The organism is Kitasatospora sp. NPDC038210 (genome assembly GCF_055600605.1).
Genome location: NZ_JBVJYK010000007.1, coordinates 189,677 through 215,519 on the forward strand (window position 1 = coordinate 189,677; position 25,843 = coordinate 215,519).

The window sequence follows — 25,843 nt, forward strand, 5'->3', positions numbered from 1 at the left end:
GCGGGGCCCCGCGCGCGGTCACCAGGACAGCGGGTAGCGGACCGGGTGACCGCCGATCCGGCCGGGCAGCAGGCCGATGACGACCAGCAGCCCGGTCGCCAGTGCCAGCAGGGGCAGGAACGGCACGGGATGCGGCGCCTGCAGGACCACGATCACGGCGGTGGCCGCCGCCGGGGAGTGCGAGAGGTGGGTGAGCATCATCGCGCCCAGCGAGAGCCCAGCGGCAATGGCCGCGCCCCAGGCGGTGCTGCCGGTGACGGCGAGGGTGGCGTAGCCGATCAGGGCCGACATCAGCTGACCGCCGACCAGGTTGCGGGGCTGCGAGATCGGCAGGCCGGGTGCGCCGTGCACCAGTGCCGCGCTGGCCGCCAACGGGGGGATCAGCAGGGGCTGGCGGAGCAGCACACCCACCGCGACGAGCAGGAGCAGGGCGCCGATGGCGAAGACGGTGGCCCGCAGGGCGTGCAGCCGGTGCGGTCCGGGCGTGGCGGCGGGCGAGGGCGTGGGCATGCGTGAGTGCTCCGGATGGGGGATACGGACCCGGAGATGATAAACAGACTGTTGAGGAAAAGGTGGGATGTTTTGCCTGGTGGGCAAGATCGCCCCCGAGTCGACCGCGATTGCCTTGCCCCCCACCGGCGGTTCGCGCCGGTAGACCCCGGCGTGCCGGGTCAGCCCGCGCTGATCAGCGTCGTCGGGAGGTAGCCGGAGGTTATGCCCAGCTCCCACCCGTGGGCCTGGACGGCGAGCGCGGCGAGGGCGATCGGGACGACCGGGAGCAGCGTCCGGGGCCAGGACGTCGAGGGCGTGCTGTTGCGGTGCCGGGCCAGACGGGCGGTGAGCGCCTCCTCGAAGGCCGCCCGGTCGTCGTCCAGCAGGACCCGCAGCAACTGCTGGTCCGGGCTCAACCCCTCCGGCGCCGCCTCGCCGGCGGCGTCCAGGGCCCGGGCGGCGGCCGCGCGCCCGTCGGCGTCCGGCTTGCGCAGCGGCACGGGCCCGGGGGCGATCCACGGCGACCGCTCCGTCGGGACGACGAAGAGGTACGAGCGGAGCGCCTCCATCTCGGCGAGGGCGGCGGGGTCGGAGACCGAGGTGAGGTCCGAGTGCGGCAGGCCGTCACGGACCGCGGGCGCGTAGTCGTCGGTGAGCAGCGGGCCGAGCATCCGCTCCCGGTTCCGGATCAGTCCGCTGATCACGCACATCGCGAAGGCCTCCACCCACGTCGCGGCGGTGGGTGCGAAGTCGACGGTGGCGCCGAAGCGGATGTCCTCGCTGTCCAGCGTCGTGCCGATGTACGGGAAGGGGACGTCGAAGTCGCCCCGGGGGAAGCAGCCGAGCTGGAGCACCCCGAGAGCGCACTCCGCCGCCGTCCGCAGGGCCGCGCGGGCGTCGGCGCCGGCGAGCGTCGGGTCCTCCAGGGTGAGGGCGCCGAGGTGGTCGAGCAGCTCCTCGCCCATCGAGCGGACGGACCCGATGGTCAACTCGTCCTCGATGTCGTACCAGTGGCCGAGGACCCGCCCTCGGATGTCCCCCAACGCGTCGCGGATCCGCTGGTGGACCACCGTGTGGCACGTCACTTCCACCACTTGCTGCTACCTCCCCGTCGGCGGCGCGGCACTCGTTCCGCGATCCGTAGCTGATGGAGAGGGACGCTAACAGCGACCACTGACATTGATGCTGGTACTCAGGTTCTGGTGGTCGTGGCTCAGCCACTGACTGACGTCCTGCTGGACTGTCTTCGCGTTGTTCTGTCCGGCCACCGGAGCCTGTTCTCATGGCTCCGGCCGGGCGGAACATGACCTGATAGGAGCTTGGTCCAGAAGCCCCTTCAATGTCCTGTCTGCTCCACCCGGCCGGCGCCAACCTCCGGCTGGGGAAGGCATCATCAGCATGACAGCTGCGGTCACCGGACACACAGCGGGCCAGGACGTGTTCGGCGGGGTCGACTCCCACGCCGACACCCTCCACGTCGCCGTCATCAGCGACAACGGCGGCCACCTCGCAGACGCGGAGTTCGCCACCACCGCGGCCGGATACGCCGCGGCCCTGGCCTTCCTGAACGCCCGTGGCCACGTGCTGGCGATCGGCGTGGAGGGCACCGCCTCCTACGGGGCGGGCTTCACCCGTGAAGCCCGCGCGTGCGGGCACCGGGTCGTCGAGGTGAACCGCCCGGACCGGGCCGAACGCCGCCGCATCGGCAAGTCCGACCCCATCGACGCCTACGCCGCCGCCCGCGCCGCCCTGTCCGGACGGGCCTCCAGCGCCCCCAAGGACGACACCGTCGCCGGATACGCGCCCTGCACAACGCCGCCCGCTCAGCCGTCAAGGCCCGTACCGCCGCACTGAACCAGATCGGGCACATCCTCGTCACCGCGCCCGAGGCCATCCGCAGCAAGTACGGGCGGCTCAAGACGGCCGAGCGCACCGACGCCCTGGCCCGGCTGCGGCCGGCCGGGGACGCGGTCCATGTCGCGGTCCTGACCGCGCTCAAGAGCCTCGCCCGACGCGCCAAGGAGCTGACCGCCGAACACGAGGCCCTCACCCGGGCCCTGGATGCCGAGGTCACCGCCCACAACCCCGGTCTGCGGGCCGCCTACGGCGTCGGCCCCGACACTGCCGCCCAGCTGCTGGTCACCGCCGGAGGAGATCCCGAACGCCTGCGCACCGAGGCGGCGTTCGCCGCCCTGTGCGGAGCCGCACCGGTGCCCGCCTCCAGCGGCAGAACGAACCGGCACCGCCTCTCGCGAGGCGGTGACCGGGCAGCCAACGCGGCCCTCTACCGCATCGCCCTGGTCCGTATGTCCAGCGACTCCCGAACGCGTGAGTACGTGGCCCGGCAGAGTGCCGTCGGCCGGACGAAGAAGGAGATCATCCGGCTCCTGAAACGGGCCGTAGCCCGGGAGATGTTCCGCTGCCTGACCACCGTGGTCACCGTTCCCGGCATCGCCGACCTGCGGCCTCTGCGGCAGTCGAAGAACATCACCCTCACTGCCGTTGCCCAGCACTTCGGCGTCTGGCCCGCCACCATCTCCACCCTCGAACGCGGCATCCGCCGAGACGACGACCTCGCCAACGCCTACCGCGACTGGCTCACCGCCGCTTGACAGCCAATAGGAGCATCAAGGCCCGGAGCGCGGAGGGGGCGGGTCGCATGGGCCAGGTGCGAGAAGGAGGTGGAGGCACACGGGTGGTCGGCGGCCAGGGCCGGGCTGCCGGGGTCCGTGGCCGCCGTGCGGTTGTCGGATGATCGGATATGGATGTGACGCGACGTCAGGCGCCAGGTGTCAGGCCTCAGGCGTCAAGCGCAGGAATCGAGGCCTCGGACGCCGGACGCCGGCCGTCGGCGTTTCAGGTGGAGTGGACGAACTGCTGGTAGCAGGCGACGTCGTACTGGGAGGGCGCGCCCGCATTGCTGTAGGCCTGTCCACCCGTGCCACCGTTCGGTTGGCTGCCGAAGCCCGGCTCGTCGAAGGGGGAGCCGGGGGAGGAACTGGTGTGTCCTGGAGTTTGTCCGCCGGCCGCCAGGAAGTCCTGGCAGGTCTGGTTCGGCGGCCCCGGCTGGTTCGGGGTCGGGTTCGCGAACGCGACGGACGCGCCACCCAGGCAGAGGAGCCCGGCGAGCAGCCCGGTGGCTGCGGTACGGAGCATCGTGCCTCCTCGGTCGGGCACGTACGCGGGACCGGGCGGCCCCACGCCCCCGTTCAGGGGTACGGAGCGGGATCGCCCGGTGTTCAGACCCGCGGTGGCCGGTCGGCCGTGCGTCACCGGTCGCCCGTGCGTCGGGCGGAGGCGGCCCGCTGGGTGGGCCGGCAGGACGGTGAGGCTCGCGCGGTGGCCGACGGTGAGCCGGCCCTGTCGGTCGGGATGGCGGTCGCGGCTGCCGCGTGCGCCTTGCTGATGCGCCTCCGGGTGTGACGGGGCGCCTGCCGAAGCCGTGGTGCTCGCCGTGGACCCCCCTGCCACTACCAGATTATCGCCCGCCGGGGGGCTTGCGGCAAGGCCCCGGTCGTCCCGCAGAATCGACGGCTGTAAGGCCATGACCTGCGGAAACGGAGCCGTGAGATGCGTGTGTTGTTGACGACGTGGGGCTCGCGCGGAGATGTCGAACCGCTGGCGGGGCTGGCGGCGGCGCTGCTGGGGCTCGGGGCGGACGTGCGGGTGTGCGCGCCGCCGGACGAGGAGTTCGTGGACCTGCTGGCCCGGATCGGAGTGCCGCTGGTGCCGCTCGGCCCGACGGTGCGTTCGGTGGTCGCCGGCCCGAAGCCACCGACCATGCAGGACGCGTTCCGGCTCGCCCCCGAACTGGTCGCCGCGCGGTTCGAGGTGCTCGCCGAGGCGGCCGAGGGCTGCGACGTCATCCTGGCCACCGGCCTGATGCCGGCCGGTGCCCGGGACGTGGCCGAGCACCTCGGCATCCGCTACGTGCTCGCCTGCTTCCACACCCTGGGACTGCCCTCGCGGCACTTTCGGCCCGGAGCCCGGCCCGGCACGCCGTCCCCCGAGGGCGAGACCGACCACAGGGTGCTGTGGGAGCAGGACGCCCAGCGGGTGAACGGGCTGTACGGCGAGGCGCTCAACCGGCACCGGGCGGCGCTCGGCCTGCCGCCGGTCGACAACGTCCGCGACCACGTACTCACTGACCGGCCGTGGCTGGCGGCGGACCCGGTGCTCTGCCCGTCGCAGGGCATGACGGAGCTCGACCCGGTGCAGACGGGCGCGTGGATCCTGCCCGACGACCGTCCGCTGCCGGCCGACGTGGAGGCGTTCCTGGAGGCCGGCGAACCGCCCGTGTACGTGGGCTTCGGCAGCATGGCCGCCTACGCTCCGGAAGGCATCGCCCGGATCGCGATCGACGCGGCCCGCGCCCACGGCCGCCGGGTGATCCTGGCCCGGGGCTGGGCCGGCCTGGCCCCGGTCGACGACGGGGACGACTGCGTCGCCGTCGGCGAGGTCAACCAGCAGGCGCTGTTCCGTCGGGTCGCCGCCGTCGTCCACCACGGCGGCGCGGGCACCACCACCACGGCCGCCCGGGCGGGCGCGCCCCAGCTGGTCGTCCCCCGGATCGCCGACCAGCCGTACTGGGCCGCCCGCGTTGCCGAGCTGGGCATCGGCGCGGCTCACCTCGACCCCGCGCCCACCGTCGATTCCCTGTCCGCCGCGCTGGCCATGGCCCTGGCCTCCGAGACCCGTACCCGCGCGCTGGCCGTGGCCGGGACCATCCGCGCCGACGGGGCGACGGTGGCCGCGAAGCTGCTGTTCGAGGCCGCGGCCGCCCAGGAGGAGCCGTACGGCGCCGGGTGAACCGGACGGCGCCCGCGTCGGGACGAACCGGCTTGCCGGACCGGTGAGTTCCGCGATCGGACCACTGCCCCGACGTCCGGTCGGCGTCGGGTGCCGGCCCACGCCGGGCCCTGATCCGGCACCGTTCCGGCGACCGGGCTCCGGCCGTCGGCGGTGTCGGTTAGGGTGCCCACCGGCGCGCCCGGTCACCGCAGGCCGGCGCGAGGGGAGGGCGGCATGACCGACGGAACGCGCGAGGGAGCCGGGAGGGACGGCGACGGCATCCAGTGGCTCGCGGACGTCGCTCGGCTGGACGTCGGTCGGCCGGGCACCGGACTGCCGGGAGCGGGCGTGCCCGATGCGGACGGCGAGGTCGGCGGTGTCGTGTTCGCCCGCGGGATCCCGCCGGAGGAACTCGCCCGCCGGATGGGCGCCGACCCGACCGCCGGGACCGTGCCGATCAGCGGCGCCGAGATCCGGGCCCTGGACATCGACGTCTACCGCCCGGGCGACGACGGCGACGGCGTGGTCCGCGTCGGCGAGTGCGGCGGCTGGTCGTTCGCGATCGAGTACGGCGACTCCACCGGCGGCGAGCTGCTCACCGAGATAGCGCGCGACGGCGTCGAGGTCGTCCACTTCCGCCCGATGCCGGAACAGCCGCCCGCGCTGCTCGACTACGCCCGGGACGGCGCCGTGCTGTGCGGCTTCGGCCTCGGCGAGGAGCGCTGGCGCTGGGGCCAGGAGCCCGACCTGCTGGTGCCGGACCTGGTCGCCGCGAGCGTCCTGGAGGCGGACGGCGTCACCCCCTGCAGCCCCGAGGGCGAAGGCCCGGCCGCCCGTCGCGCCCTCGCCGCCGTCGAGCGGCGCTTCGGTCTGAGCCTGCCCCGGACCGCCTTCGACGGGCTGCGCCTGCGTGCGTACGCCGTCCGCGGCACGCCTGGGATGGAACCGGGGTGAGCCGCGGGTGCGAGCCGCGCGAGCACCGGGGGTGACGGCTGTGATCGGGGCCACGGCGAACGCGACGCCGGCAGCGCTCAGCGCGGCGATCGCGAACACCGGGAACAGGATGGACATCGCGGTCATGGCCGCCTCCTCTCCGGGCCCCGACGGCGGGCCCCGACGACCGTCATCGTTGCGCGCTTCCGGCCCTCCGCACATGTGCCGATCGGGAGGTTCCTGGGCCGGGATTCCCGGTGTGCCCCTGCCGATCGGCAGGGGCAGTAGGACCGGGAAAGGCGGGGAGAGCGGGTGGGGCCAGGCGGGCCGGTCGGCGGGGCCGGGCCGCCTGAGGCCCCGGGACAGGGCGTGAGCCGGGGCCGACGCCGCGGCCGGTGACCCTCGCCTGGACCCGGGGGCACAGCCGGGAACACCTCGTCCGCACCCGGCGGCCGGGAACACCTCGTCCGCACCGGGCAGTCGGTACCCGACCCGGCTGCCCCCTCCTGCCCGGTCGGCGGCTCGCCCGGCTGCCGCGGGCGCCAGGCGGCGAGGTGGGCGGTGACGACGGTGGCCGGGTCGGGGGCGGTGTCGCGGAGGGCGACCACCGCCGCAGTGATCACGTCGCGGAGTTCGCCCTGCAGGTCGGCCAGGGTGTCGCTGACGCCCTTGCGGCGATTGGCGCCGAGGACGCCGAGCAGGGCCTCGGCGACCTCCCCGGCCTCCTCTTGGACCTTGACCAACTGGAGCGTCAGCAGCGGCTGACCGATGCCGGCCCGGTGTTCGGAGAGGTGGCGGTGGACGGCGTCGATCACGGCCCAGTCCCCGGCGCGGGAGGCGGGCCGGGGGTCGGTGTCCCACTCGTCTCGCAGGCGGGGCTGGACCTCCCGGCGGGTGTCGGTGACGAAGACGTCCACGCCGTCGGAGTCGGTGCGGCCGTCCTCGTCCGGTGCGGTGGTCTCGCTCAACTCGCCCTCCGTGGCACGGTTCCGTCGCCCGGTGCGGCCGGACGGCGGTAAGGGCGCCACCGGGTGGGGCGGTTGAACCCTCACCCGGGCGGCCGGTGGCAGGACGGGCGGCGCGCGCCCCCCGTCCGGAGGCTTCGGGCGGGTTGTGCCGGGTCGCGGCGCCTAGGGTCTGTGGTGCGTGGACCGGGGGCCGCGCGCCGGGCGTGCGCCGCACCGCCGTACGCAACCCAGCCGTCCCGCCGCAGACCGTCCCGCCGCCCGCCGCAGACCGTCCCGCCGCCCGTCGCAAACCGTCCCGCCGTAAGCCGCCCGGCCGTGAACCGCACCGCCGTGAACCGCCGAGCCGTACGCCGCCCCGCCGCGCGCCGGGGTGACAGGCCGACCCGAGAGGTGGACCCACCCCATGCACACCGCCGTCCGCGGCGCCGGAGCGCTCGGCCTGACCGCGCTGCTGCTCGCCGCCGCCACCGGATGCCAGGGCGAGGGGTCGTCCGCCGCCGAGCCCGTGCCCACCTCCCCGGCCACCGGCGCCTCGGCGACCGCCACCGGGCTCGCCGCCCAGCGACTGGACTGGCACGCCTGCGCCGCCCCGAGCGCCGCCCAGGGCGGCGGCACCGCACCCGCCGCGGACTGGCAGTGCGCCACCCTCAAGGCCCCGCTCGACCACGGCCGGACGGACGGACCGACGATCGACCTCGCGCTGATCCGCAGCAAGGCCAAGGACGAGCAGCACCGGATCGGCTCGCTGCTCTTCAACTTCGGCGGCCCCGGCGCCTCCGGCGTGGCGACCCTGCCCGCCCTCGCCCCGAGCTACGCCTCCCTCAACAGCCGCTACGACCTGGTGAGTTTCGACCCGCGCGGGGTCGGCGCCAGCGCCGGGGTGACCTGCCTGGACGACCGGGCGCTGGACGCCTCCGCGACCGTCGACAGCACCCCCGGCCACCCGGCCGCCGTGAAGGCCCTCGACGACAGCAACGCCCGGTTCGTCGCCGCCTGCGAGCACAACTCGGGCGCGGTGCTGCCGTACGTGGACACCGAGAGCGCCGCCCGGGACATGGACCTGATGCGGCAGGTGCTGGGCGACCGGCAGCTCTCCTACTTCGGCATCAGCTACGGCACCCAGCTCGGCGGCGTGTACGCGCACCTGTTCCCGCAGCAGGTCGGTCGGATGGTGCTGGACTCCGTGGTCGACCCGACCAAGGACCCGCAGCAGTCCGCGCTCGGCCAGGCCCAGGGCTTCCAACTCGCCCTCGACGACTTCATGAAGGCCTGCGCGGCCCGGCTCGGCGCCTGCCCGACCGGCGCGGGCGGTGCCGAGGGGACGGCGAAGGTCACCGCGTTGGTGCAGCGGCTGGAGCGGTCGCCGCTCCCCACCGCGGACGGGCGGCAGCTGACCGAGACCCTGGGCGTCACCGGCATCGCCGGCGCCCTGTACAGCCAGGAGACCTGGCCGGTGCTGGCGGCCGGACTCACCGAGGCGATGGAGCAGGGCACCGGCACCACGCTGCTCCAGCTCGCCGACGGCCTGAACGGGCGTGACGCGCAGGGGCACTACAGCAACCTGAACGCCGCGAACCGGGCGGTCGGCTGCGTGGACTCGCGGCAGCGCTACTCCGACCAGGACGTCCAGCAGCAGCTGCCGCAGTTCCAGGCCGCGTCCCCGGTGTTCGGCGCGTTCGCCGCCTGGGGCCTGACCGGCTGCACCGGTTGGCCGGTGCCCGGCAAGGGCGACCACCCGGAGGTCGCCGCCGCGGGCGCGGCCCCGATCCTGGTGGTCGGCACCACCGGCGACCCGGCCACCCCGGTCGAGGGCGCCCACGCGATGGCGCAGCAGCTCGGCCCGGGCGTCGGCGTCACCGTCACCCTGCACGGCGAGGGCCACGGCGGCTACAACACCGGCAACCCCTGCCTGAAGCAGACCGTGGACGCCTACCTGCTGGACGGTACGGTGCCGGCGGACGGGACGACCTGCAGCTGAGAACGGGTGGTCGGAAGAAGTGGCCCAATGGAATCGGTGGTGATTGGCTCTGTTGAGTGGTCCACTTCGCCGTTAGGCTCGTCGACGTGACGAACAACGCGACCCACGTGACCGACGCTTCCAACGCTTCCGGCGTTTCCGACCCCTCCCTTGCTTCCGGTGTTTCCGAGGTTTCCGAGGTTTCCGAACTGACCGACGGCCGGCCGGGGACCACCAAGGTCGACTTCTACTTCGACCCCGTCTGCCCCTTCGCCTGGATCACTTCCCGGTGGATCCTGGAGGTCGACCGCCACCGCGAGCTCGACCTCACCTTCCGGGTGATGAGCCTGTCCGTCCTCAACGAGGGCCGCACCGACCTTCCCGAGCGCTACCAGCGGCTGATGACCACCGGCTGGGGCCCCGTGCGGGTCTGCATCGCGGCCGCCGAGAAGCACGGCCAGCACGTGCTGCGCGACCTCTACACCGAGCTCGGCACCCGCCTGCACGACCAGGACCGGCCCGCCGACGACGCCGTCATCCGGGAGGCCCTGGTCGCGGCCGGGCTGCCCGAGGAGCTGGCGGACGCGGCGAACAGCACCCAGTACGACATCGCCCTGCGCAAGAGCCACCACGAGGGCATGGACCCGGTCGGCGAGGAGGTCGGCACGCCGACCATCCACGTGGACGGCGTCGCCTTCTTCGGGCCGGTGCTGACCGCGATACCCCGCGGGGAGGACGCCGTGCGGGTCTTCGAGGGCGTCCGGCTGCTGTCCGGCTACCCGAAGTTCTTCGAGCTCAAGCGGACCCGGACGGGCTCGCTCGACTTCTCCTGACCCCCGCCGGGGCCGCAGCCGACCCCGCCGGGGCCGCGGCCGGCTCGGCCGGGGACCGTGGACCCGGTGCCCGACGGGGGTGGGCGCCGGGTCCGGGGTTTCGGGACAGTCCCTCTTCGGGCTCCCGTCCTGGCGCGGAGCGTCCCACCATGGAGACGGAGGCCCCGTGGCCCGAGAGGCGGTGAGCGTGGATGATCGTACGAATCCGGCTGCGCGTCGGCCGGAACCCCGCGACACCGCCGGACTCCGATCCCCGACCCGAACCGGGGCCCGGTCCGACGGGCAAGCGAGGCCCCGGCCAGGGCCCCGGCTGGAATCCCGGCCCGGGGCGGAACCCAGGCCCGGGCCCCGGGGGTGGCCCGCCCAAGCCGCCGCCGCCCTCGTGGCGCCGCTGGCTGCTGCCCGTCGCCGTCCTGGTGACGCTGCTCCTCCTGGTGCTGTTCTCCAAGCCCGGCACGCCCGGCAACCGCTACGCCTACACCGACTTCGTCAACCGTGTCGACACAGGCCAGGTGCAGACGGTGAACGTCAGCGACACCGGAGCGGTGAGCGGCACGCTCAAGGACGGCACCCGCTTCACCAGCCAGATCCCGACCGCCCTGGACACCTCCCACCTCAGCCAGGCGCTCGGCGACCAGCACGTCACCGTCACCGGCACCCGTTCCGGCGGCAGCTCGATCTGGTCCACGCTCTTGCTGTTCCTGCCGCTGCTGCTCTTCGGCGGGCTCTTCCTCTGGTCGGGTCGGATGGCCGCCCGGTCGCTGGGCGGCGGGCTGAGCGCCATCGGCCGCTCCCGGGCGAAGATCATCGAAGCCGAGCGGCCGGCCACCGGGTTCGCCGACGTCGCCGGGTACGAGGGGGTGAAGCAGGAGGTCAGCGAGGTGGTCGACTTCCTGCGCAGCCCGGAGCGGTACGCCGCCGCCGGGGCCAAGGGGCCGCGCGGGGTGATCATGGTGGGGCCGCCGGGCACCGGTAAGACCCTCCTGGCCCGGGCCGTCGCGGGGGAGGCCGAGGTGCCGTTCCTGTCCGTGACCGGCTCCGGGTTCGTCGAGATGTTCGTCGGCGTCGGCGCCTCCCGGGTCCGCGACCTCTTCGAGGAGGCCCGCAAGCGCGCGCCGTCGATCGTCTTCATCGACGAGATCGACGCCGTCGGCGCCCGCCGGGCGGGCGGCACCCGGATCGGCGGCAACGACGAGCGGGAGCAGACCCTGAACCAGCTGCTCGCCGAGATGGACGGCTTCGACCAGAGCACCGGCATCGTCGTGATCGCCGCCACCAACCGGCCCGACGCCCTCGACCCGGCGCTGCTGCGCCCGGGCCGCTTCGACCGGCAGGTCACCGTGCCGCTGCCCAACCAGGCCGAGCGGGCGGCCATCCTCACCGTGCACACCCGGGGCAAGACCCTCGCCCCGGACGCCGACCTGGACCGGATCGCCCGCGGCACCCCCGGCTTCTCCGGCGCCGACCTCGCCAACCTGGTCAACGAGGCCGCCATCAACGCCGTCCGCGCCGACCGCGCCACCCTCACCGCCGACGACCTCGACGCCGCCCGCGACCGGGTGCTGCTCGGCCGCCGGGAGTCCTCCAACGCGCTGCTGCCCGAGGAGCGGCACGCCGTCGCCGTGCACGAGTCCGGGCACGCGCTGATGGCCGCGCTGTGCGAGCACGCCGATCCGGTCGCCAAGGTGACCATCCTCCCGGCCGGGGTCGCCCTCGGTGCCACCGAGCAGCTGCCGGAGGCTGAGCGGCACCTCTACAGCGAGGGCTACCTCACCGACCTGCTCACCGTCCAACTCGGTGGCAGAGCAGCCGAGTTGGTGGTCTTCGGCGAGGGCTCCACGGGTGCCGCCAACGACCTCGCCAACGCCACCACGGTGGCCACCCGGATGGTCCGCGAGTTCGGCCTCTCCCCGGAGCTCGGCCCGGTCGGCTATTCCAGCGGCAGTCCGCACTACCTCGGTGACAGTCCCGAGGACCTGCTGCGCCGCCCGTACTCCGAGCAGACCCAGCGCGCCGTGGACGAGGCCGTCGCGGGCCTGCTGCGACAGGCCGAGCGCCGGGCCGTCGGCCTGCTGACCGAACACCGGCACCACCTGGACGAGCTGGCGAGCCTGCTGGTCGCCCAGGAGACCGTGGACGGCCGCCTGGTCCTGGAGATCCTGAAGCACCCGGGGAAGCGCCCGACGGAGCCGGTACACCCGGCCGGGCCGGCGCACCCGGTGTCACTGACCAAGGTGGCGGAGCCTCAGGCGGACGGGGACCGAGGCGCGGACGGGGACCGGGGGGCGGACGGGGCCTGAGACGCGGGCAGGGACCGGGGCGCGGGCGGCCGCTCGAAGAAGGTCTCCAGCACGACGGTCGCCTGCGTCCCACTCACGCCCTCGATCGCGTAGAGCCTGCGCAGCACGTCCTGGAGCTGCTCGGTGGTCGCCGTCCGGACCTTGACCAGCACCGAGGCGCTGCCCGCGATGACGTGCGCCTCCACGATCTCGGGGATCGCGGCGAAGGCCTGGGCGGAGTCCCCCATCCAGGCCGAGGAGTCCACCATCACGAAGGAGAGCACCCCCAGCCCGAGGCCCTTCGGGTCCACCTCCACGGTGGTGCGGCGGACCACGCCGCGCTCGCGCAGCTTGCGCACCCGCTCGTGCGCCGCCGCCGCGGAGAGCCCCACGGCCCGGCCCAGGGCCGCGTAGGACTGCCCGGCGTCCTGCTGCAACAGGGTGAGCAACGCGCGGTCGGTGTCGTCGAGATGATCGGTGGTCATGGTGGGACCATACCCTGTTCTGGCATACTCCGGATCGCCAGAACAACATTCGGCGAATCATGACATGAGGTGAACGATGTCTGGCTCCATCGAGTTCGGGCTGTACGAGGTACTGGACGAGAGGTTCCGTCGCTGTGCCAACGGTGACGTCCGACTGGAGAAGCTGTACGGCGACTGCCGCTGGGCCGAGGGCCCGGTCTACCTGCCCGCCTGGCGCCAGGTCGTCTGGAGTGACATCCCCAACGACCGCCTGCTGCGCTGGGACGACGCCTCCGGAACGGTCGGCGTCTTCCGCTCCCCGGCCGGCCACCCCAACGGCAACACCCTCGACCGCGAGGGCCGGCTGATCAGCTGCGAGCAGGGCAACCGCCGGGTCACCCGCACCGAGCACGACGGCCGGATCACCGTCCTCGCCGACCGCTACCAGGGCAAGCGGCTCAACTCGCCCAACGACGCGGTGGTCCGCTCGGACGGCGCGATCTGGTTCTCCGACCCGGACTTCGGCATCACCAGCGACTACGAGGGCCACCGCGCCGAATCCGAGATCGGTGCCCGCAACGTCTACCGGATCGACCCGCACAGCGGTGAGGTCCGGCTCGCCGCCGACGGCTTCGACGGGCCCAACGGGCTGGTCCTCTCGCTCGACGAGCGGCAGCTCTACGTCAACGACAGCCGGGCCGGGCACATCAGGGTCTTCGACATCGGTGAGGACGGCGACCTCGGCGGCGACCGGATCTTCGTCAAGGGCGAGGGCTGCCGGTTCGACAACATCCGCTTCGACCTCGACGGGCGACTCTGGGCGGCCGCCTTCGGCGACGGCGTCCACTGCTACGCCCCCGACGCCACCCTCATCGGCCGTATCCTCGTCCCCGAACCCGTCTCGAACATCACCTTCGGCGGCCCGAAGAACAACCGCCTGTTCATCACCGCCACCACCTCGCTGTACTCGCTGGTGACGTCGATGACGGGCACCCACCGCGTCGCCTTCCGCGCGGGGCGCGCCGCCCGGCCCGAGGAGACGCCGTGACCGAGGAGTCGCCATGACCGAGCCCCTGACCGCCGACCTCCAGCGGGAGATCGCCCGCGCGCTCGGGGTCGCGCCCGTCCCCGACCCGCTGCGGGAGGCCGAGCGCCGGGCGGCGTTCCTCGCCGAGCAGCTCCGGGCCGCGGGCGCCCGCACCCTGGTGCTCGGGATCAGCGGCGGGGTGGACTCCACCATCGCCGGGCGGCTCTGCCGGCTCGCCGTGGACCGGCTGCGCGCCGAGGGGTACGAGGCGGCCTTCTGCGCGATGCGGCTGCCGTACGGGGTGCAGGCGGACGAGGAGGACGCCCGGCGGGCGGTCGCCTTCATCGAGCCGGACGAGTTGCTCACCGTCGACGTCAAGCCCGCGACCGACGCCGCCCTGGACGCCCTGCTCGCCGCCGGGCTGACCTTCACCGACCACGCCCACGAGGACTTCGTCCGCGGCAACGTCAAGGCCCGCCAGCGGATGGTGGTCCAGTACGCGGCGGCGGGTGCCAACGGCGGACTGGTCGTCGGCACCGACCACGCGGCCGAGGCCGCCGTCGGCTTCTTCACCAAGTACGGTGACGGCGCGGCCGACGTGATGCCGCTGTCCGGCCTGACGAAGCGGCAGGTGCGGTCGATGGCGGAGGCGCTGGGGGCGCCGGCCGAGCTGGTCAAGAAGACCCCGACCGCCGATCTGGAGAACCTGGCCCCCGGCCGCCCCGACGAGGAGGCCCTCGGCGTCACCTACGACGCCCTGGACGACTTCCTGGAGGGCCGCCCGGTCGACGAGGAGGCCGCTGCCACCGTCCTCGGCCACTACCGCCGCACCGCGCACAAGCGCGCCCTGCCGACCGTTCCGGATCCGGCGTGACGTCGGAGCACCGCGGGCCGGCGGCCCGGACCGACCGCGCGGCGCAGGCCCGGACCGACCGCGCGGCCGGAGCCGTCCTCGGCGCGGCCGTCGGCGACGCCCTCGGCGCCCCGTACGAGTTCGGCCCGGCCGGCGCCTTCTCCGCCCGCTTCCCGGACACCCCCGGCGAGTTGGTCGCGGGTGGCGGCTGGGAGCGCGGCGAGGCCACCGACGACACCCAGATGGCCGTCCTGGTCGCCGAATCCCTACTGGAGTGCGGCGAGTTGGACCTCCCGGACGTCTTCGACCGGTTCTGCCGCTGGGCCGCCGCCGACCCCAAGGACATCGGCATCCAGACCGAGACCGTCCTCACCAGCGGGATGCCGTGGGACCTCGCGGCCGCCGTCCACTTCAACACCACCGTGCGGGCCGCCGGCAACGGTGCCCTGATGCGCGCCTCGACGTCCGCCGTCGCCTTCGCCCCGGCCGGGCGACGGGCCACCATGGACGCCGGCCGCCGCATCGCCGCCCTCACCCACGGCGACCGGGCGGCCTGGGAGGGCACGGCGATCTTCCACGAGCTGGTCCGCCTCGCACTCACCGGTGCCGACCCGCTCGACGCGATCCCCGACGTCCTGGCCCACGTCGACCCCGACAGCCGTGAGCGCTACGCCGCCGTCCTCGCACCCGACTGGCACCCCGACCGCGCCACCGAGCCCAACGGCGCCGTCTGGCCCTGCCTGGGCTCCGCGGTCTGGGCGCTGCGCAGCACCGACGGGTTCGAACCCGCCCTCCGGGCCGCGATCGACCTCGGCGGCGACACCGACACCGTCGCCGCCGTCACGGGCGGCCTGGCGGGGGCGCGCTACGGCCGGGCGGCCGTCCCGGAGCGCTGGACCGGACCGCTGCACCTGACCCTGCCAGGGTTCGGCGGCCCGGTTCGGCGGGCGCCGGAACTCCTGGATCTGGCCGCCCGGTTGGCGGTCTGGCGGGCTCCGTAGTCAGCCCGTGACGACCAGTGCCGGGTGGTGCCGCCGCATGGCGGTGACGACCGCTTCGGGGCCGACGGGGAGGGTGGTCGTGGAGATGTTCGCCGGGCCGAAGCCCATCCGGCGGTTGGCCGCGGCGGTCGTCCGGACGGTTCGCGGGGCCCGGGCCAGGTACCGGGCGGGGTCGGTCAGGACCAGCTCGATCATGCGCCGGGTGGCGCCCCTGACGGTGATCACCCGGACGCCGACGGCGGCGATCTCGTGCCAGGCGATCCGCCCGAGCTGCACGTGGTCCAGCCCGACCGCGTCCAGCACCAGCTCGGGCCGGCCCCGGACGAGCCGGTTGGCGCACATCAGGGCGCACAGGCCGAAGAACAGCACGCCGGCCCCGCCGACGAGCCGGTTCTTCACCGACCCGTCCCCGGTCGCGAGGTCCGCGCCGAGCGCCACGAAGGCCACCGCGCCGATCAGGACGAGGACCATCCGGAGCGGGGAGGAGCGGTACACGGTCGGCGGCACGGCCGCGGTCTGATCGGTCACGCCGGACAAGCTACCGGGCGCTCTCCGGACCCCGCCGCCGGGGCTCCGCCCGCGGGGCCGGGCCCGGGTGGCCCCGGCGGCAGCGCCCGGAGGGGCCTACCAGGGGATGGTCGGCGGGTGGATGATCAGCACGACGACCACGATCGCCGGCAGCGCCAGGTGGCTGAGGAGGGAGCCGAGCATCGCGCAGCGCCAGCGGCGCTGCGGGGTCGACTTCCGACCTGCGGCGAGCGACCCCAGCAGGGCCGCGAAGAGGACCGGGGTGACCAGGACGAGTGAGGAGTTCACCGCGTCGCGCTGCCTGTTCGCGGCCTGCGCGCCGTTCCGGAAGGACGACAGCAACCACCCGTCGATCGTCGCCGTCAGGCCGCCCAGTACGGCGCGAGGACCGCGTCGGACGTCTCCCGCCCCCGGCCCTTGATACCCGTCCCCGTCACGGTGTCCCGTCCCCCCGGTGTCGACCCGCTCGCGTGCCTCGCTACGGTACAGGGGAGCGGTTCGGAACCGAAGGGCCAGTGAGGCCCCGGATCGAACCGCGCCGACAGACGTACGAGAGGGGACGAAGTGACGGGGGAACAGCTCGCGGTGGTGTCCGGCGGGGGCACCGGGATCGGCCGGGCGATCGCGGCCCGACTGGCCGGGGACGGATACCGGGTGGTGATCCTCGGGCGCCGGGCCGACGTGCTGGAGCGGGCCCGCGAGGAGATCGAGTGGACGGCGGGGCCCGACCGGATCGTCCCGCTGACGGTCGACCTGACCGACCCGGAGGCGGTCGAGGAGGTGGCCCGCCGGATCGGCGAACTCGGGCCGGTGGACGCGCTGGTGAACAACGCGGGCGCCTCCGTACCGGTGCCCGAGGACGGCAGCCTGGCGGCCCTGGCGCGCTCCTGGCGGCACGGCCTGGACTCCAACCTGCTCACCGCCGTCCTGCTGACCACCGCCCTGCAGAGCCGGTTGCGCCGGCCCGGCGGGCGGCTGGTCGTGATCAGCTCGACGGCGGCCCAGCGCGGCGGCGCGGGCCCGTACTCGGCCGGCACGTACGCCGCCGCGAAGGCCGCACTGCACGGCTGGGCCTTCGGCCTGGCACGGGAGTTGGGTTCGGAGGGGATCACGGTCAACGTGCTCGCGCCCGGCTACATCGAGGAGACCGAGATCTTCGGCTCCTGGTGGAGCGAGGAGTTCCACGCCCGGAAGATCGCCGACACCCTGGTCGGTCGGGCGGGCACCCCCGCTGACGTGGCCGACGCCGTCGGCTACCTGGTCTCCCCGGCGGCCGGGTACGTCACCGGGCAGGTCATCGGTGTCAACGGTGGAGCGGTGCTCGGGCGCTGACGCGTTCATCGATCGTCAACCGGGCGTTCCTACGGTGGGTCCGACCACGAACCGCAGCACCCACCACAGGAGCCTCCGCTGTCCAGGATCATCACCACCGCCCTGCCCGCCCACGGCCACACCGGCCCGCTGCTGGCCGTCTCCGCCGACCTCGCCGCCCGCGGGCACGAGGTGGTGTTCCTCGGCGGCTCGCGGTTCGCCGGGGCGGCGGAGCGGGCGGGGGCGCGGTTCGTCGCGCTGCCCGCCGGGGCGGACTTCGACGACCGCGACCTCGACGCGAGCTTCCCGGGACGGTCGAGCCTGCCGCCCGGCCCGGAGCGGCTCGCCTTCGACGCCCGGCACGTGTTCATCGCGCCGATCCCCGTCCAGTACCGGGCGCTGCTCGCGCTGCTGGCGGACTTCCCGGCCGACGCCGTGATCGCGGACGCCTTCCTGCAGGGCGTGCTGCCGCTGGCGCTGAGCCGCCCCCGGTCGCAGCGTCCGTTGCTGATCGGCGTCGGCGTCACCCCGGCCATGCTGCCGAGCGTGGACACCGCGCCCTTCGGGTCCGGCCTGCCGCCCTTGCCGGGGGAGGAGGGCCGGGCCCGTAACCGGGCGCTCGGGGAGGAGGCGGCCCGGCGCGGCGAACCGCTGCGCCGGTACGCCGAGGAGGTGCACGCGGAGCTGGGCGTCCGGCTGCCGGAGGGCCCGCGCGGGCTGGCCGCGGTCACGGTGCCGGACCACTTCCTGCAGCTGACCGTGCCGGGCTTCGAGTACCCGCGCAGCGACGCCCCGGCCGGCTTCCGGCTGATCGGCGCGCTGCCCGGACCGGCCGGGGGCGAGCAGCCGCTGCCGTCGTGGTGGGGGGAGGTCACCGGTGGGCGGCCGGTCGTCGTGGTGACCCAGGGGACGCTGGCCAACCGCGACCTCGGGGAACTCGTCGCGCCGGCCGTCAGCGCCCTGGCGGAGCGCGACGTGCTGGTCGTGGCCGCCACCGGCCGCCCGGACGGGCCGCAGGCGCTCGCCGCGCTGCTCGGCGGCGCCCTGCCGGGGAACGTGCGCGCCGCCGACTACGTCCCGTTCGAGCGGCTGCTGCCGCACACCGACGTGCTGGTGAGCAACGGCGGCTACGGCGGGGTGCAGACGGCGCTGCGGCACGGGGTGCCGTTGGTGGTGGCCGGGGCGACCGAGGACAAGCCGGAGGTGGCGGCCCGGGTGCAGTGGTCGGGGGTGGGGCTGGACCTGCGGACGGGCCGGCCGGCGGCGGAGGAGGTCGGGCGGGCGGTCGACCGAGTGCTCGGCGAGGGCCGGTTCCGGGAGCGGGCCCGTGCGCTGGGGGCGGAGTTCGCGCGGTACCGGCCGTTCGACACCATCGCCGAGCTGGTGGAGACGGACGGGCGCTGAGCCGCCCCGCCGGCGGGCCGGGAGGACCCGCCGGCGGAACGATTCGTCAGCGTTCGTCGGCGCCCCGTCGGGGTCGGCAGCCAGTCCCCGTCGGGGTCGGCAGCCCGTCAGTCCCCGTCGGAGTCGGTCGCGCAGCCGTCAGTCCCCGTCGGCGTCGGCCTCGGCGGTCGGCGTGCCGCCGGACCTGATGCCGAGCTTGACCTCGGCCGTCGTCCAGTCGGTGGCGATCGCCTGCTGGGCGGCGGCGAGGGTGACCTGGCCCTTGCAGATCGCGGTGTGCAGGTGCGTCTCCACCGAGTCCTTGGGGTTGTTCGGGCCCTTGCCCGGGACGTGGCCGGGGGAGGGCGGCTGGATCCACAGGTTGCGCGCGTCGTTGGGGTCGCCGCCGAGCTGCAGGCTGATCAGGTGGTCGTACTCGGCGTCGCCCATCGGGCCGGTGTAGCCGTAGGACTTGGCGTTGTCGGCCTTCTCCTTGCCCGTCAGGTTCGACGGCGGGCGGATGGTCGAGGTGTACCCGCCCGGCTTGCAGATGGTGTCCTTGAGGTTGTCCTGGGTGACCGCAGGGCTGATCGCGCCGGGGGTGCAGTTCGGGTCGGGCAGCGGCTGCTTGTCCGCCGTGTAGCGGAAGTGGCAGCTGCCGGGCGCGGGCTGCGGCTGGGCGTCGTAGGAGCTCTTGGGGCCGGGCCCGGTCACGATCGCGGCCGGTGCGGGCTGGGCGGCGTCACCGCCCGCGGCCGGGGCGGAACTCCGGCCGCTGCTCCCCTTGGCGGTGTGGCCGCCGCCGGGCGAGCAGCCTGCGGCGGTGGCGAGCAGGACGGCCGCGGCCACGGCCAGGACGCGGCGGGCGGGAGCCGACACGGGGTTCCTCCATCTGGGTGTGCGTGAGCTGCGGTCACCCGGATGGCGGGGGCCGCGCCAGCGGACACTACCGTGTCGACAGGGCCGAAGGGGTGATGCCACGTCCGGGCGGGGGAAGCCTCTGCCGGGCGCGAGGAATCGTTTCCGCACCCATGACCGTCCGCCCGCCCCGGGAGCGAGCCGGGCGCCACCCCGGGGCGAGCCGCCCGCCCCGGGGTGGCGCCCGGGCCCGTCGGCTACTGCGCCGCCGCGATCCAGTCCGAGACCAGCTCGTCCAGCACCCCCAGCGGCAGGCTGCCGTGCCCGATCAGCTGGTGGTGGAACTCCCGGACGTCGAACCGGGCACCGAGCGCCGCCTGCGCCCGCTGACGGTGCCGGACCAGCTCCCGACGGCCGATCAGGTAGGCGGTCGCCTGGCCCGGCCAGGCGAGGTAGCGGTCGATCTCGTTGCGGACGTTGGCCTCCTGGGTGGCCGTGTTGTCCCGCATGAAGGCCATCGCCCGCTCCCGGGACCAGCCGAAGTGGTGCATCCCGGTGTCCACCACCAGGCGCACCGCCCGCAGCGCGTCCATCGAGAGCATGCCGAAGCGGGCGAGGTCCGAGCTGTACAGCCCCATCTCGTCCGCGAGCCGCTCGGTGTACAGGCCCCAGCCCTCGACGTGGGCGGTCAGCTGGCCGCTCGGCTTCTGCCGGAACCGCGGCAGGTGGTGCAGGGTCTGCGCGACGGCGATCTGCAGGTGGTGGCCGGGCACGCTCTCGTGGAAGGCGATCGCCTCGTACTCGTACCTGAACCGGGTCCGCGGGTGCAGCGTGTTGATCCAGTGGGTGCCGGGCACCCCGCCCGGGCCCGGCGGCTGGTAGTAGGCCAGCGGGGCGCCCTCCGCCTCGATCGGGTCGATCTCCTTGGTCACGCAGTCGGCGATCGGGTACGGGCGGAACCAGTCCGGCCCGGCGCGGCGGGCCCGCTCCAGGGCGCCGTCCACCAGGGCGATGATCTCGTCGGCACTGTCGAAGCGGAGCGAGCGGTCCTCGCGCAGCGCGGTCAGCACGCTCGCGGCGTCGGTGATGCCGAGCACCTTGCCGCCCAGCTCGGCGAACTCCTCGCGCAGTGCCGCGACCGTGTCCAGCCCGATCCGGTGGATCTCCTCCGGGGTGAGGCCGGGCCGGGTGAAGCGGGCGACGGCGTCGGCGTAGCCCTCGGCGCCGCCCGGCACGTGGCAGACGCCGGCCCGGTCGTCGGGGCGGGCGTCCGGCGCCAACTGCCGGGCCAGCCCGTCCCGGTAGCGGGCCACCGCGGGGTGGACGGCGTCGCGCACGATCTCCCGGGCACGCTCGTACTCCGGCCGGCCCCGCAGCGGGCGCAGCAGCGTGGACTCCTCCGGGGCGGCGGTGAGGTGGCCCGCCAGCTGGGTGACCGCGGCGTCCACCCCGCTGCGCAGCGGTCGGCGGCCCTCGGCGGCGGCGTCCAGGGCCCGGCGCAGGGCGGCGTCGAGGTAGGCGGGCAGGCCGGCGAGCCGCTCCAGGTAGGCGTCGGCGCCCTCGTGGTCGACGGGGGTCATCGCGAGAGCGCCGAAGGCCTCGTTGTGCGCGGCGACGATGGTCGCCGAGATGCTGAACTCCTCCAGCCCGTGGGCGAGTCGGCCGATGCCGTTGTCGATCAGCCGGGCCAGGACCCGGTGGGTGGTCCGGTCCTCGCCGGCCAGCCCGTCGAGCGGGATCGCGTCGAGCCGGCTGCCGAAGCCCCGCAGGGCCTCGCGGTGCCGCAGCGCGGTGGCCCGGGAGGGGTCGGGCAGCAGGTGCGCGTAGCCCTCGACGCCGCTGAGGGTCGCGTCGAACGGGTTGTGGGTGTTCTCGGCGTCGAAGTACTCGTCGGCCAGTGCGGCGAGTTCGCTGTGCGGTGGCTGCTCGATCACGGGTCCCCCTGGTCCGGTGCGGTGCGGTTCGGTGCGCTTCGGTGAGTGCTCGGTGCGATCAGGAGCGCGTCGGCAGGCCCTGATCCCCGGCCCGCGTTCCCCCGATCCCGCCCGATTATTCGGAGCGGCCGGCGGCATGGTCAATACGCGGCGGAGGAAGGGGAGTTCGACCCGCCGCCGGGTGTCGGCCACGCCGCCGGGTGTCGGCCACGCCGCCGGTGGGGTCCGGAGGGTCAGCGGTACGCCTCCGGGGCGGCCGGCTTCCCGGCGTCCTGCACCTCGACCAGGTAGCGCCAGCAGTCCGGGCGGCTGCCGTCCCGGTCGGTGAAGCCGTACTCCCTGGCGAGGTGCCCGCTGGACGTCGAGCGGCCGTTCCACCGGGCGACCCCGGGGTCGGCGGCCAGGGCCGCGACTGCCCGGCCGACGAAGTACGGGGACTCGGAGATGCCGAAGTGCGGCTCCTGGGCCAGGGCGTCGCGCCAGGTCTCTTCGGTGACGCCGAAGTGCTCCAGCATGATCTCGGAACGCATCCAGCCCGGGGTGACCGCGAGGGCGGTGGCACCGCGCGGGCCCAGCTCGTGGCCGAGCGAGAAGGCCATCCGCAGCATCGAGGACTTGGCCAGGTCGTAGAAGAAGGAGTTGCGGTAGGTGTCGCGGTTGTACTCGGCGGTCCCGTCCGTCATCTCCACGACCAGGCCGCCCGGGTGCTTCAGCAGCAGCGGGAGGACGTGGTGGCTGGTGACGGCGTGCGTCTCGACCGCCAGGCGCAGCAGCCGCAGGCCGTCGTCCAGGTCGTGCTCCCAGACCGGGACGTTCCAGCCGAACAGCTTCTCGGCGCCCCAGATGTCGTTGACCAGGACGTCCAGTCGGCCCTGCTCGGCGTCGATCCGCTCCACCAGGGCGGCCACCTGGGCCGGGACGAGGTGGTCGGTCGGCACGGCGATGCCCCGGCCGCCCGCCGCGGTGACCAGTTCGGCGGTGTCCTCGATCGTCTCGGGCCGGTCGTACTCCGAGCGGTGCTCCCGGGTGCTGCGGCCGGTGACGTACACCGTCGCGCCGGCCGCGCCGAGCTCGATGGCGACGCCGCGCCCGGCGCCCCGTGTCCCGCCCGCGACCAGCGCGATCCGCCCCTCCAACGCTCCTGCCATCCGTACGCCTCCCTGCTCGCCGGCTCCCGGCACGACTGTGCCGACGCCCGTGGGAACGGACGTCGGCACCATCGTTGCGCAGGGGTCCGACAATCGGCGCCGACGTGCGGGCGCCGGAGTGCCGGAGCGGTGGGCCGCCGGGTCGCAGGAGCGGCGGCGACGCGGACCGGGGGCAGCGGGGCCCGGGCCGGGGGTCAGCGGGCCTGGGCGGCCTTCGCCTCCTTGGCGGCCTTGGCGGCGGCCTCCTTCTCCTGCTTCTCCTTGATCCGCACGGCCTCCTTGCGGACGTCGACCTGGTTGGCGCGCTCGTGCTGCAGCCAGAGCGGGTTCTCGGCCTTGATCGCCTCGATCTCCTCGGTGGTGAGCGCGTCGGTCACGCCGCCGCGGGCCAGGCCGGAGATCGAGATGCCGAGCTTGGCGGCGACCACCGGGCGCGGGTGCGGGCCGTCCTTGCGCAGCTCCTGGAGCCACTGCGGCGGCTCGGCCTGCAGCGCGTTGAGCTCCTCGCGGGAGACCACGCCCTCCTGGAAGTCGGTCGGCGCCGCGGCGAGGTAGATCCCCAGCTTCTTGGCCGCCGTGGCCGGCTTCATGGTCTGGCTGGTCTTCTGCTTGAGCGATGTCATGGAGACAAGGGTAAGGGAGTGCGCGGCCTCCTCCGGTCACGGTCGGTAGCCTTGCCCTGTGACAGACATGCAGGTGAACCCCTCCTTCCGGCTCGTGTACGTCCCCGGCGTGACCCCCGGCAAATGGGCCCGGGTCTGGGGCGAGCGGCTCCCGGACGTGCCGCTCGACCTCCTCGCGGTCCCGTTCGGCGACGGTGAGCGGACCCTGCGGGAGGGCGGTGCGGACGCCGGGCTGGTCCGGCTGCCGGTCGACAAGGACGTGCTGAGCGCGATCCCGCTGTACACCGAGACCACCGTCGTGGTCTTCCCCAAGGACCACTGGCTCGCCGCCGCCGAGGAGGTCACCCTCGACGACCTCGCCGAGGAGGTGGTGTTCCACCCGCTCGACGACACCCTCGGCTTCACCGCCGAGACCCTGCCCGGGCAGCCCGCGATCGCCCGCCCGGACTCCACGGCCGACGCGATCGAGCTGGTGGCGGCGAACGTCGGCGTGCTGCTGGTGCCGCAGTCCCTCGCCCGGCTGCACCACCGCCGGGACCTCACCTTCCGGCCGATGACGGAGGCGCCGCAGTCGCAGGTGGCGCTGTCCTGGCCGCAGGAGCGGACGACCGACCTGGTGGAGGAGTTCATCGGGATCGTCCGGGGCCGTACGGTCAACAGCTCGCGCGGCCGCGGGGCCGCGCCGGTGGCGGCCGAGGCGGCGCCGAAGAAGGCGGCGGCCGGGCAGCGCAAGCCGCAGCAGCAGAAGCCGGGCGGGGCCAGGGCGGGAGCGGCGAAGGCCGGCGGCCAGAAGGCCGGTGCGCCGAGGGCGGGCGGGCAGAAGCCGAAGCCGTCGGCCGGCGGACGGGGCGCGGCGGCGGCCCGGCGCGGCAAGCCGAAGCGCCGGTCGTAGCCTCCCGTGGCGTAGCGTCGGCCCCGTTCCGTCGCGTCGTGGTGGGAGGAGCGGGGCCGTGTGGCAGCACCTGGCGGTCATCCAGATCTCGATCGCCGAGAAGATCATCCGCACGGTCGCGGTCTACGCGCTGATCCTGATCCTGTTCCGGATCGCCGGGAAGCGCGGGCTGGCGCAGCTGAACACCTTCGACATGGTGGTCGTGTTCCTGCTCTCCAACGTGGTGCAGAACGCCATCATCGGCAACGACAACAGCCTCTTCGGCGGCGTGATCGGGGCGGTCACGCTGGTCGCCGTGAACTCGGCCGTCACCCGCTGGCTCGCCCGGGACCCGCGGGCGGCCCGGCTCCTGGAGGGCACGCCCACCACCGTCGTCCAGGACGGCAAGCTGGTGCCCGGCGCGCTGCACGGCCTGGCACTGCGGGCGTCCGAGCTGGAGCACGCCATCCGGATCCAGAACGGCGACAACGTGACCGACGTCGCCCGGGCCCGGCTGGAGCCGGACGGCCAGCTGCTGGTCACCCTCAGGCCGAGCGAGCAGAACGCGACCCGGGGTGACGTCGAGGACCTGCAGCGGCGGTTGGAGAGGATCGAGCGGCTGCTCGCCGACCTCGCGGACGGGGGGCGGCCGCCGCGCTGACGGGGTGGCGCCCCCGTCGTCGGCCGCTGACGGGGTGGCGGTCCCGTCGTCGGCCGCGGAGGGTCACGGGTGGGCGTCCGCCGGGGCCAGGGCGTCGGCCCTTCGGCGGCGGGAGGCCAGTGCGGCCGCGGCGCCGGCCAGGGCGAAGCCGAGCGCGGCCGAGAGCAGGTGGCCGACGGTGGTGAAGTCCGGTAGCGGGCCGGGCCATTCGCCGTCGCCGGACAGCGGCCAGGCGAGCACGAAGGCGGCCCAGGGGAGGCGGGCCCAGCGCGGCAGGGCGGGGGTGGCGAACGCGAGGCAGGTCTGGGCGCCGTAGCTGATGCCGTAGTCGGAGTCCTGGCGCACGCTCTCCGGGTACCAGCCGTGCCGCAGGGCGACCAGGATGACGACGGCGGTGACCAGGGTGGCGCCGATGTGCCCGCCGAGGAGGACGGCGGAGGCGCGCAGCTTGCCGTAGCGGTGCTCCGCCCAGGCGAGGCAGCAGCAGATGCCGAGGCCGAGGGTGATCAGGGTGCCGACGAAGCCGGTGGAGGCGATGTCGGTGAGCGTGCCGTCGTAGAGCAGCGCACTGCCGAACAGCGCGGTGAGCGGGTGGTCGTGCAGGTTGTCCAGGTTGGTGCTGATGTAGGCGCGCAGGGCGTCCGCCCGGTCCGCGGAGAGGAAGCCGTCGACCCAGACGTGGCCCAGGACGAGCAGGCCGACGTAGCAGAGCGTCAGCGGCGAGCGGCGCGGGTACCAGCGCACGGCGCGCAGCAGCCGGGCCGGGAGCCCCCGTGGTGATCGAGCGTTCATGTGTCCGGTGCTGTCCCCGTCGAGCCGATAGTCCGACCGGCGCAACCCCGCCGGCCCCCGCCGCGACAGTACCGTCCCTGCCGGACGGGTGCTCACGGCCGTGTGCCCGTGCCCGCGTTCATGCCCGTGTTCGTGC

Annotated in this window: 26 protein-coding genes; 14 read left to right on the top strand and 12 right to left on the bottom strand. The window is 74.4% G+C overall.

Translation table 11 applies throughout. From position 1 onward, the window contains the following. Positions 1–18 precede the first annotated feature (18 nt). Positions 19–510: an HPP family protein gene (locus tag ACZ7KX_RS17070; RefSeq protein ID WP_396546044.1), complete on the bottom strand. Its 492-nt coding sequence runs from the start codon at positions 508–510 to the stop codon at positions 19–21. Positions 511–671: 161 nt separating this feature from the next. Then, positions 672–1,586: an immunity 49 family protein gene (locus tag ACZ7KX_RS17075; protein ID WP_470327103.1), complete on the bottom strand. Its 915-nt coding sequence runs from the start codon at positions 1,584–1,586 to the stop codon at positions 672–674. Positions 1,587–1,890: 304 nt separating this feature from the next. On the opposite strand from ACZ7KX_RS17075, the gene ACZ7KX_RS17080 reads away from it, so the two are divergent. Together ACZ7KX_RS17080 and ACZ7KX_RS17085 are read left to right on the top strand one after the other, a co-directional pair. Continuing rightward, on the top strand, positions 1,891–2,346 hold the full coding sequence (locus ACZ7KX_RS17080; protein WP_470327104.1) for an IS110 family transposase: 456 nt from the start codon (positions 1,891–1,893) through the stop codon (positions 2,344–2,346). A 281-nt stretch (positions 2,347–2,627) separates the two neighbouring features. Continuing rightward, complete coding sequence (locus ACZ7KX_RS17085) at positions 2,628–3,104, top strand: transposase (RefSeq protein ID WP_470327265.1); 477 nt, start codon at positions 2,628–2,630, stop codon at positions 3,102–3,104. A 244-nt stretch (positions 3,105–3,348) separates the two neighbouring features. Here ACZ7KX_RS17085 and ACZ7KX_RS17090 read toward each other — a convergent pair whose 3' ends face one another. Beyond that, entirely contained in the window at positions 3,349–3,648 is a 300-nt protein-coding gene (locus ACZ7KX_RS17090; RefSeq protein ID WP_470327105.1) for a hypothetical protein, read from the bottom strand. Between the two features lie 414 nt (positions 3,649–4,062). Here ACZ7KX_RS17090 and ACZ7KX_RS17095 point away from each other — a divergent pair, with 414 nt between their 5' ends. Together ACZ7KX_RS17095 and ACZ7KX_RS17100 are read left to right on the top strand one after the other, a co-directional pair. Then, positions 4,063–5,301 carry a glycosyltransferase gene (locus ACZ7KX_RS17095; RefSeq protein ID WP_470327106.1) on the top strand — a complete coding sequence of 413 codons (1,239 nt, stop codon included), beginning with the start codon at positions 4,063–4,065 and terminating at the stop codon, positions 5,299–5,301. Positions 5,302–5,517: 216 nt separating this feature from the next. Beyond that, a complete protein-coding gene (locus tag ACZ7KX_RS17100) occupies positions 5,518–6,237 on the top strand; it encodes a DUF6461 domain-containing protein (RefSeq protein ID WP_470327107.1) in 720 nt (239 codons plus the stop codon). Positions 6,238–6,359: 122 nt separating this feature from the next. On the opposite strand, the gene ACZ7KX_RS17105 is transcribed toward ACZ7KX_RS17100, so the two are convergent. Continuing rightward, complete coding sequence (locus ACZ7KX_RS17105) at positions 6,360–7,184, bottom strand: MazG-like family protein (RefSeq protein ID WP_470327108.1); 825 nt, start codon at positions 7,182–7,184, stop codon at positions 6,360–6,362. Between the two features lie 403 nt (positions 7,185–7,587). On the opposite strand from ACZ7KX_RS17105, the gene ACZ7KX_RS17110 reads away from it, so the two are divergent. From ACZ7KX_RS17110 to ftsH, 3 genes are all read left to right on the top strand, one after another. Beyond that, positions 7,588–9,162: an alpha/beta hydrolase gene (locus ACZ7KX_RS17110; protein WP_470327109.1), complete on the top strand. Its 1,575-nt coding sequence runs from the start codon at positions 7,588–7,590 to the stop codon at positions 9,160–9,162. Positions 9,163–9,350: 188 nt separating this feature from the next. Next, positions 9,351–9,974: a mycothiol-dependent nitroreductase Rv2466c family protein gene (locus ACZ7KX_RS17115; RefSeq protein ID WP_350520340.1), complete on the top strand. Its 624-nt coding sequence runs from the start codon at positions 9,351–9,353 to the stop codon at positions 9,972–9,974. A gap of 191 nt (positions 9,975–10,165) precedes the next feature. Continuing rightward, positions 10,166–12,274, top strand: coding sequence for an ATP-dependent zinc metalloprotease FtsH (gene ftsH / locus ACZ7KX_RS17120; RefSeq protein WP_470327110.1), 2,109 nt, complete (start codon positions 10,166–10,168; stop codon positions 12,272–12,274). On the opposite strand, the gene ACZ7KX_RS17125 is transcribed toward ftsH, so the two are convergent. After that, complete coding sequence (locus tag ACZ7KX_RS17125; protein WP_470327111.1) at positions 12,220–12,738, bottom strand: Lrp/AsnC family transcriptional regulator; 519 nt, start codon at positions 12,736–12,738, stop codon at positions 12,220–12,222. The two genes, ftsH and ACZ7KX_RS17125, sit on opposite strands and share 55 nt — an antisense overlap. A 76-nt stretch (positions 12,739–12,814) precedes the next feature. Between ACZ7KX_RS17125 and ACZ7KX_RS17130 the strand changes: the two genes are divergently transcribed. Genes ACZ7KX_RS17130 through ACZ7KX_RS17140 form a run of 3 tightly spaced genes read left to right on the top strand, consistent with a single transcriptional unit; the run spans position 12,815 to position 15,598 of the window. Further along, on the top strand, positions 12,815–13,765 hold the full coding sequence (locus ACZ7KX_RS17130) for an SMP-30/gluconolactonase/LRE family protein (RefSeq protein ID WP_470327112.1): 951 nt from the start codon (positions 12,815–12,817) through the stop codon (positions 13,763–13,765). Between the two features lie 13 nt (positions 13,766–13,778). Then, complete coding sequence (gene nadE / locus ACZ7KX_RS17135; RefSeq protein WP_470327113.1) at positions 13,779–14,618, top strand: ammonia-dependent NAD(+) synthetase; 840 nt, start codon at positions 13,779–13,781, stop codon at positions 14,616–14,618. Then, positions 14,615–15,598 (top strand): ADP-ribosylglycohydrolase family protein, encoded by a 984-nt coding sequence (locus ACZ7KX_RS17140; protein WP_470327114.1) that lies wholly within the window; start codon positions 14,615–14,617, stop codon positions 15,596–15,598. The genes nadE and ACZ7KX_RS17140 overlap by 4 nt, the downstream gene beginning before the upstream one ends. Here the strand turns inward: ACZ7KX_RS17140 and ACZ7KX_RS17145 are convergent, their stop codons facing one another. Together ACZ7KX_RS17145 and ACZ7KX_RS17150 are read right to left on the bottom strand one after the other, a co-directional pair. Next, on the bottom strand, positions 15,599–16,126 hold the full coding sequence (locus tag ACZ7KX_RS17145; RefSeq protein ID WP_470327115.1) for an STM3941 family protein: 528 nt from the start codon (positions 16,124–16,126) through the stop codon (positions 15,599–15,601). It lies immediately after the preceding gene. A 96-nt stretch (positions 16,127–16,222) separates the two neighbouring features. Then, the gene (locus ACZ7KX_RS17150) at positions 16,223–16,468 is read right to left on the bottom strand and encodes a hypothetical protein (RefSeq protein WP_470327116.1); all 246 of its coding nucleotides are present in this window, start codon (positions 16,466–16,468) and stop codon (positions 16,223–16,225) included. Positions 16,469–16,690: 222 nt separating this feature from the next. Here ACZ7KX_RS17150 and ACZ7KX_RS17155 point away from each other — a divergent pair, with 222 nt between their 5' ends. Both ACZ7KX_RS17155 and ACZ7KX_RS17160 read left to right on the top strand, forming a co-directional pair. Further along, on the top strand, positions 16,691–17,458 hold the full coding sequence (locus ACZ7KX_RS17155; protein ID WP_470327117.1) for an SDR family NAD(P)-dependent oxidoreductase: 768 nt from the start codon (positions 16,691–16,693) through the stop codon (positions 17,456–17,458). Between the two features lie 171 nt (positions 17,459–17,629). Next, complete coding sequence (locus ACZ7KX_RS17160; RefSeq protein WP_470327118.1) at positions 17,630–18,841, top strand: glycosyltransferase; 1,212 nt, start codon at positions 17,630–17,632, stop codon at positions 18,839–18,841. 138 nt (positions 18,842–18,979) lie between these two features. On the opposite strand, the gene ACZ7KX_RS17165 is transcribed toward ACZ7KX_RS17160, so the two are convergent. The 4 genes from ACZ7KX_RS17165 to ACZ7KX_RS17180 form a co-directional block, all read right to left on the bottom strand. Then, positions 18,980–19,699: a hypothetical protein gene (locus ACZ7KX_RS17165; RefSeq protein WP_350520113.1), complete on the bottom strand. Its 720-nt coding sequence runs from the start codon at positions 19,697–19,699 to the stop codon at positions 18,980–18,982. Between the two features lie 236 nt (positions 19,700–19,935). Continuing rightward, positions 19,936–21,612, bottom strand: a complete 1,677-nt coding sequence (locus ACZ7KX_RS17170; protein WP_470327119.1) for a DUF885 domain-containing protein — start codon at positions 21,610–21,612, stop codon at positions 19,936–19,938. A 233-nt stretch (positions 21,613–21,845) separates the two neighbouring features. Beyond that, positions 21,846–22,760 (bottom strand): SDR family oxidoreductase, encoded by a 915-nt coding sequence (locus ACZ7KX_RS17175; protein WP_470327120.1) that lies wholly within the window; start codon positions 22,758–22,760, stop codon positions 21,846–21,848. 194 nt (positions 22,761–22,954) lie between these two features. After that, entirely contained in the window at positions 22,955–23,383 is a 429-nt protein-coding gene (locus ACZ7KX_RS17180; protein WP_470327121.1) for a DUF5997 family protein, read from the bottom strand. 58 nt (positions 23,384–23,441) lie between these two features. On the opposite strand from ACZ7KX_RS17180, the gene ACZ7KX_RS17185 reads away from it, so the two are divergent. Next, positions 23,442–24,275: a LysR family substrate-binding domain-containing protein gene (locus ACZ7KX_RS17185; protein WP_470327122.1), complete on the top strand. Its 834-nt coding sequence runs from the start codon at positions 23,442–23,444 to the stop codon at positions 24,273–24,275. A gap of 58 nt (positions 24,276–24,333) precedes the next feature. Next, positions 24,334–24,915 carry a DUF421 domain-containing protein gene (locus ACZ7KX_RS17190; protein WP_470327123.1) on the top strand — a complete coding sequence of 194 codons (582 nt, stop codon included), beginning with the start codon at positions 24,334–24,336 and terminating at the stop codon, positions 24,913–24,915. 63 nt (positions 24,916–24,978) lie between these two features. Here ACZ7KX_RS17190 and ACZ7KX_RS17195 read toward each other — a convergent pair whose 3' ends face one another. Beyond that, complete coding sequence (locus ACZ7KX_RS17195; RefSeq protein ID WP_470327124.1) at positions 24,979–25,707, bottom strand: rhomboid-like protein; 729 nt, start codon at positions 25,705–25,707, stop codon at positions 24,979–24,981. Positions 25,708–25,843: the final 136 nt, after the last annotated feature.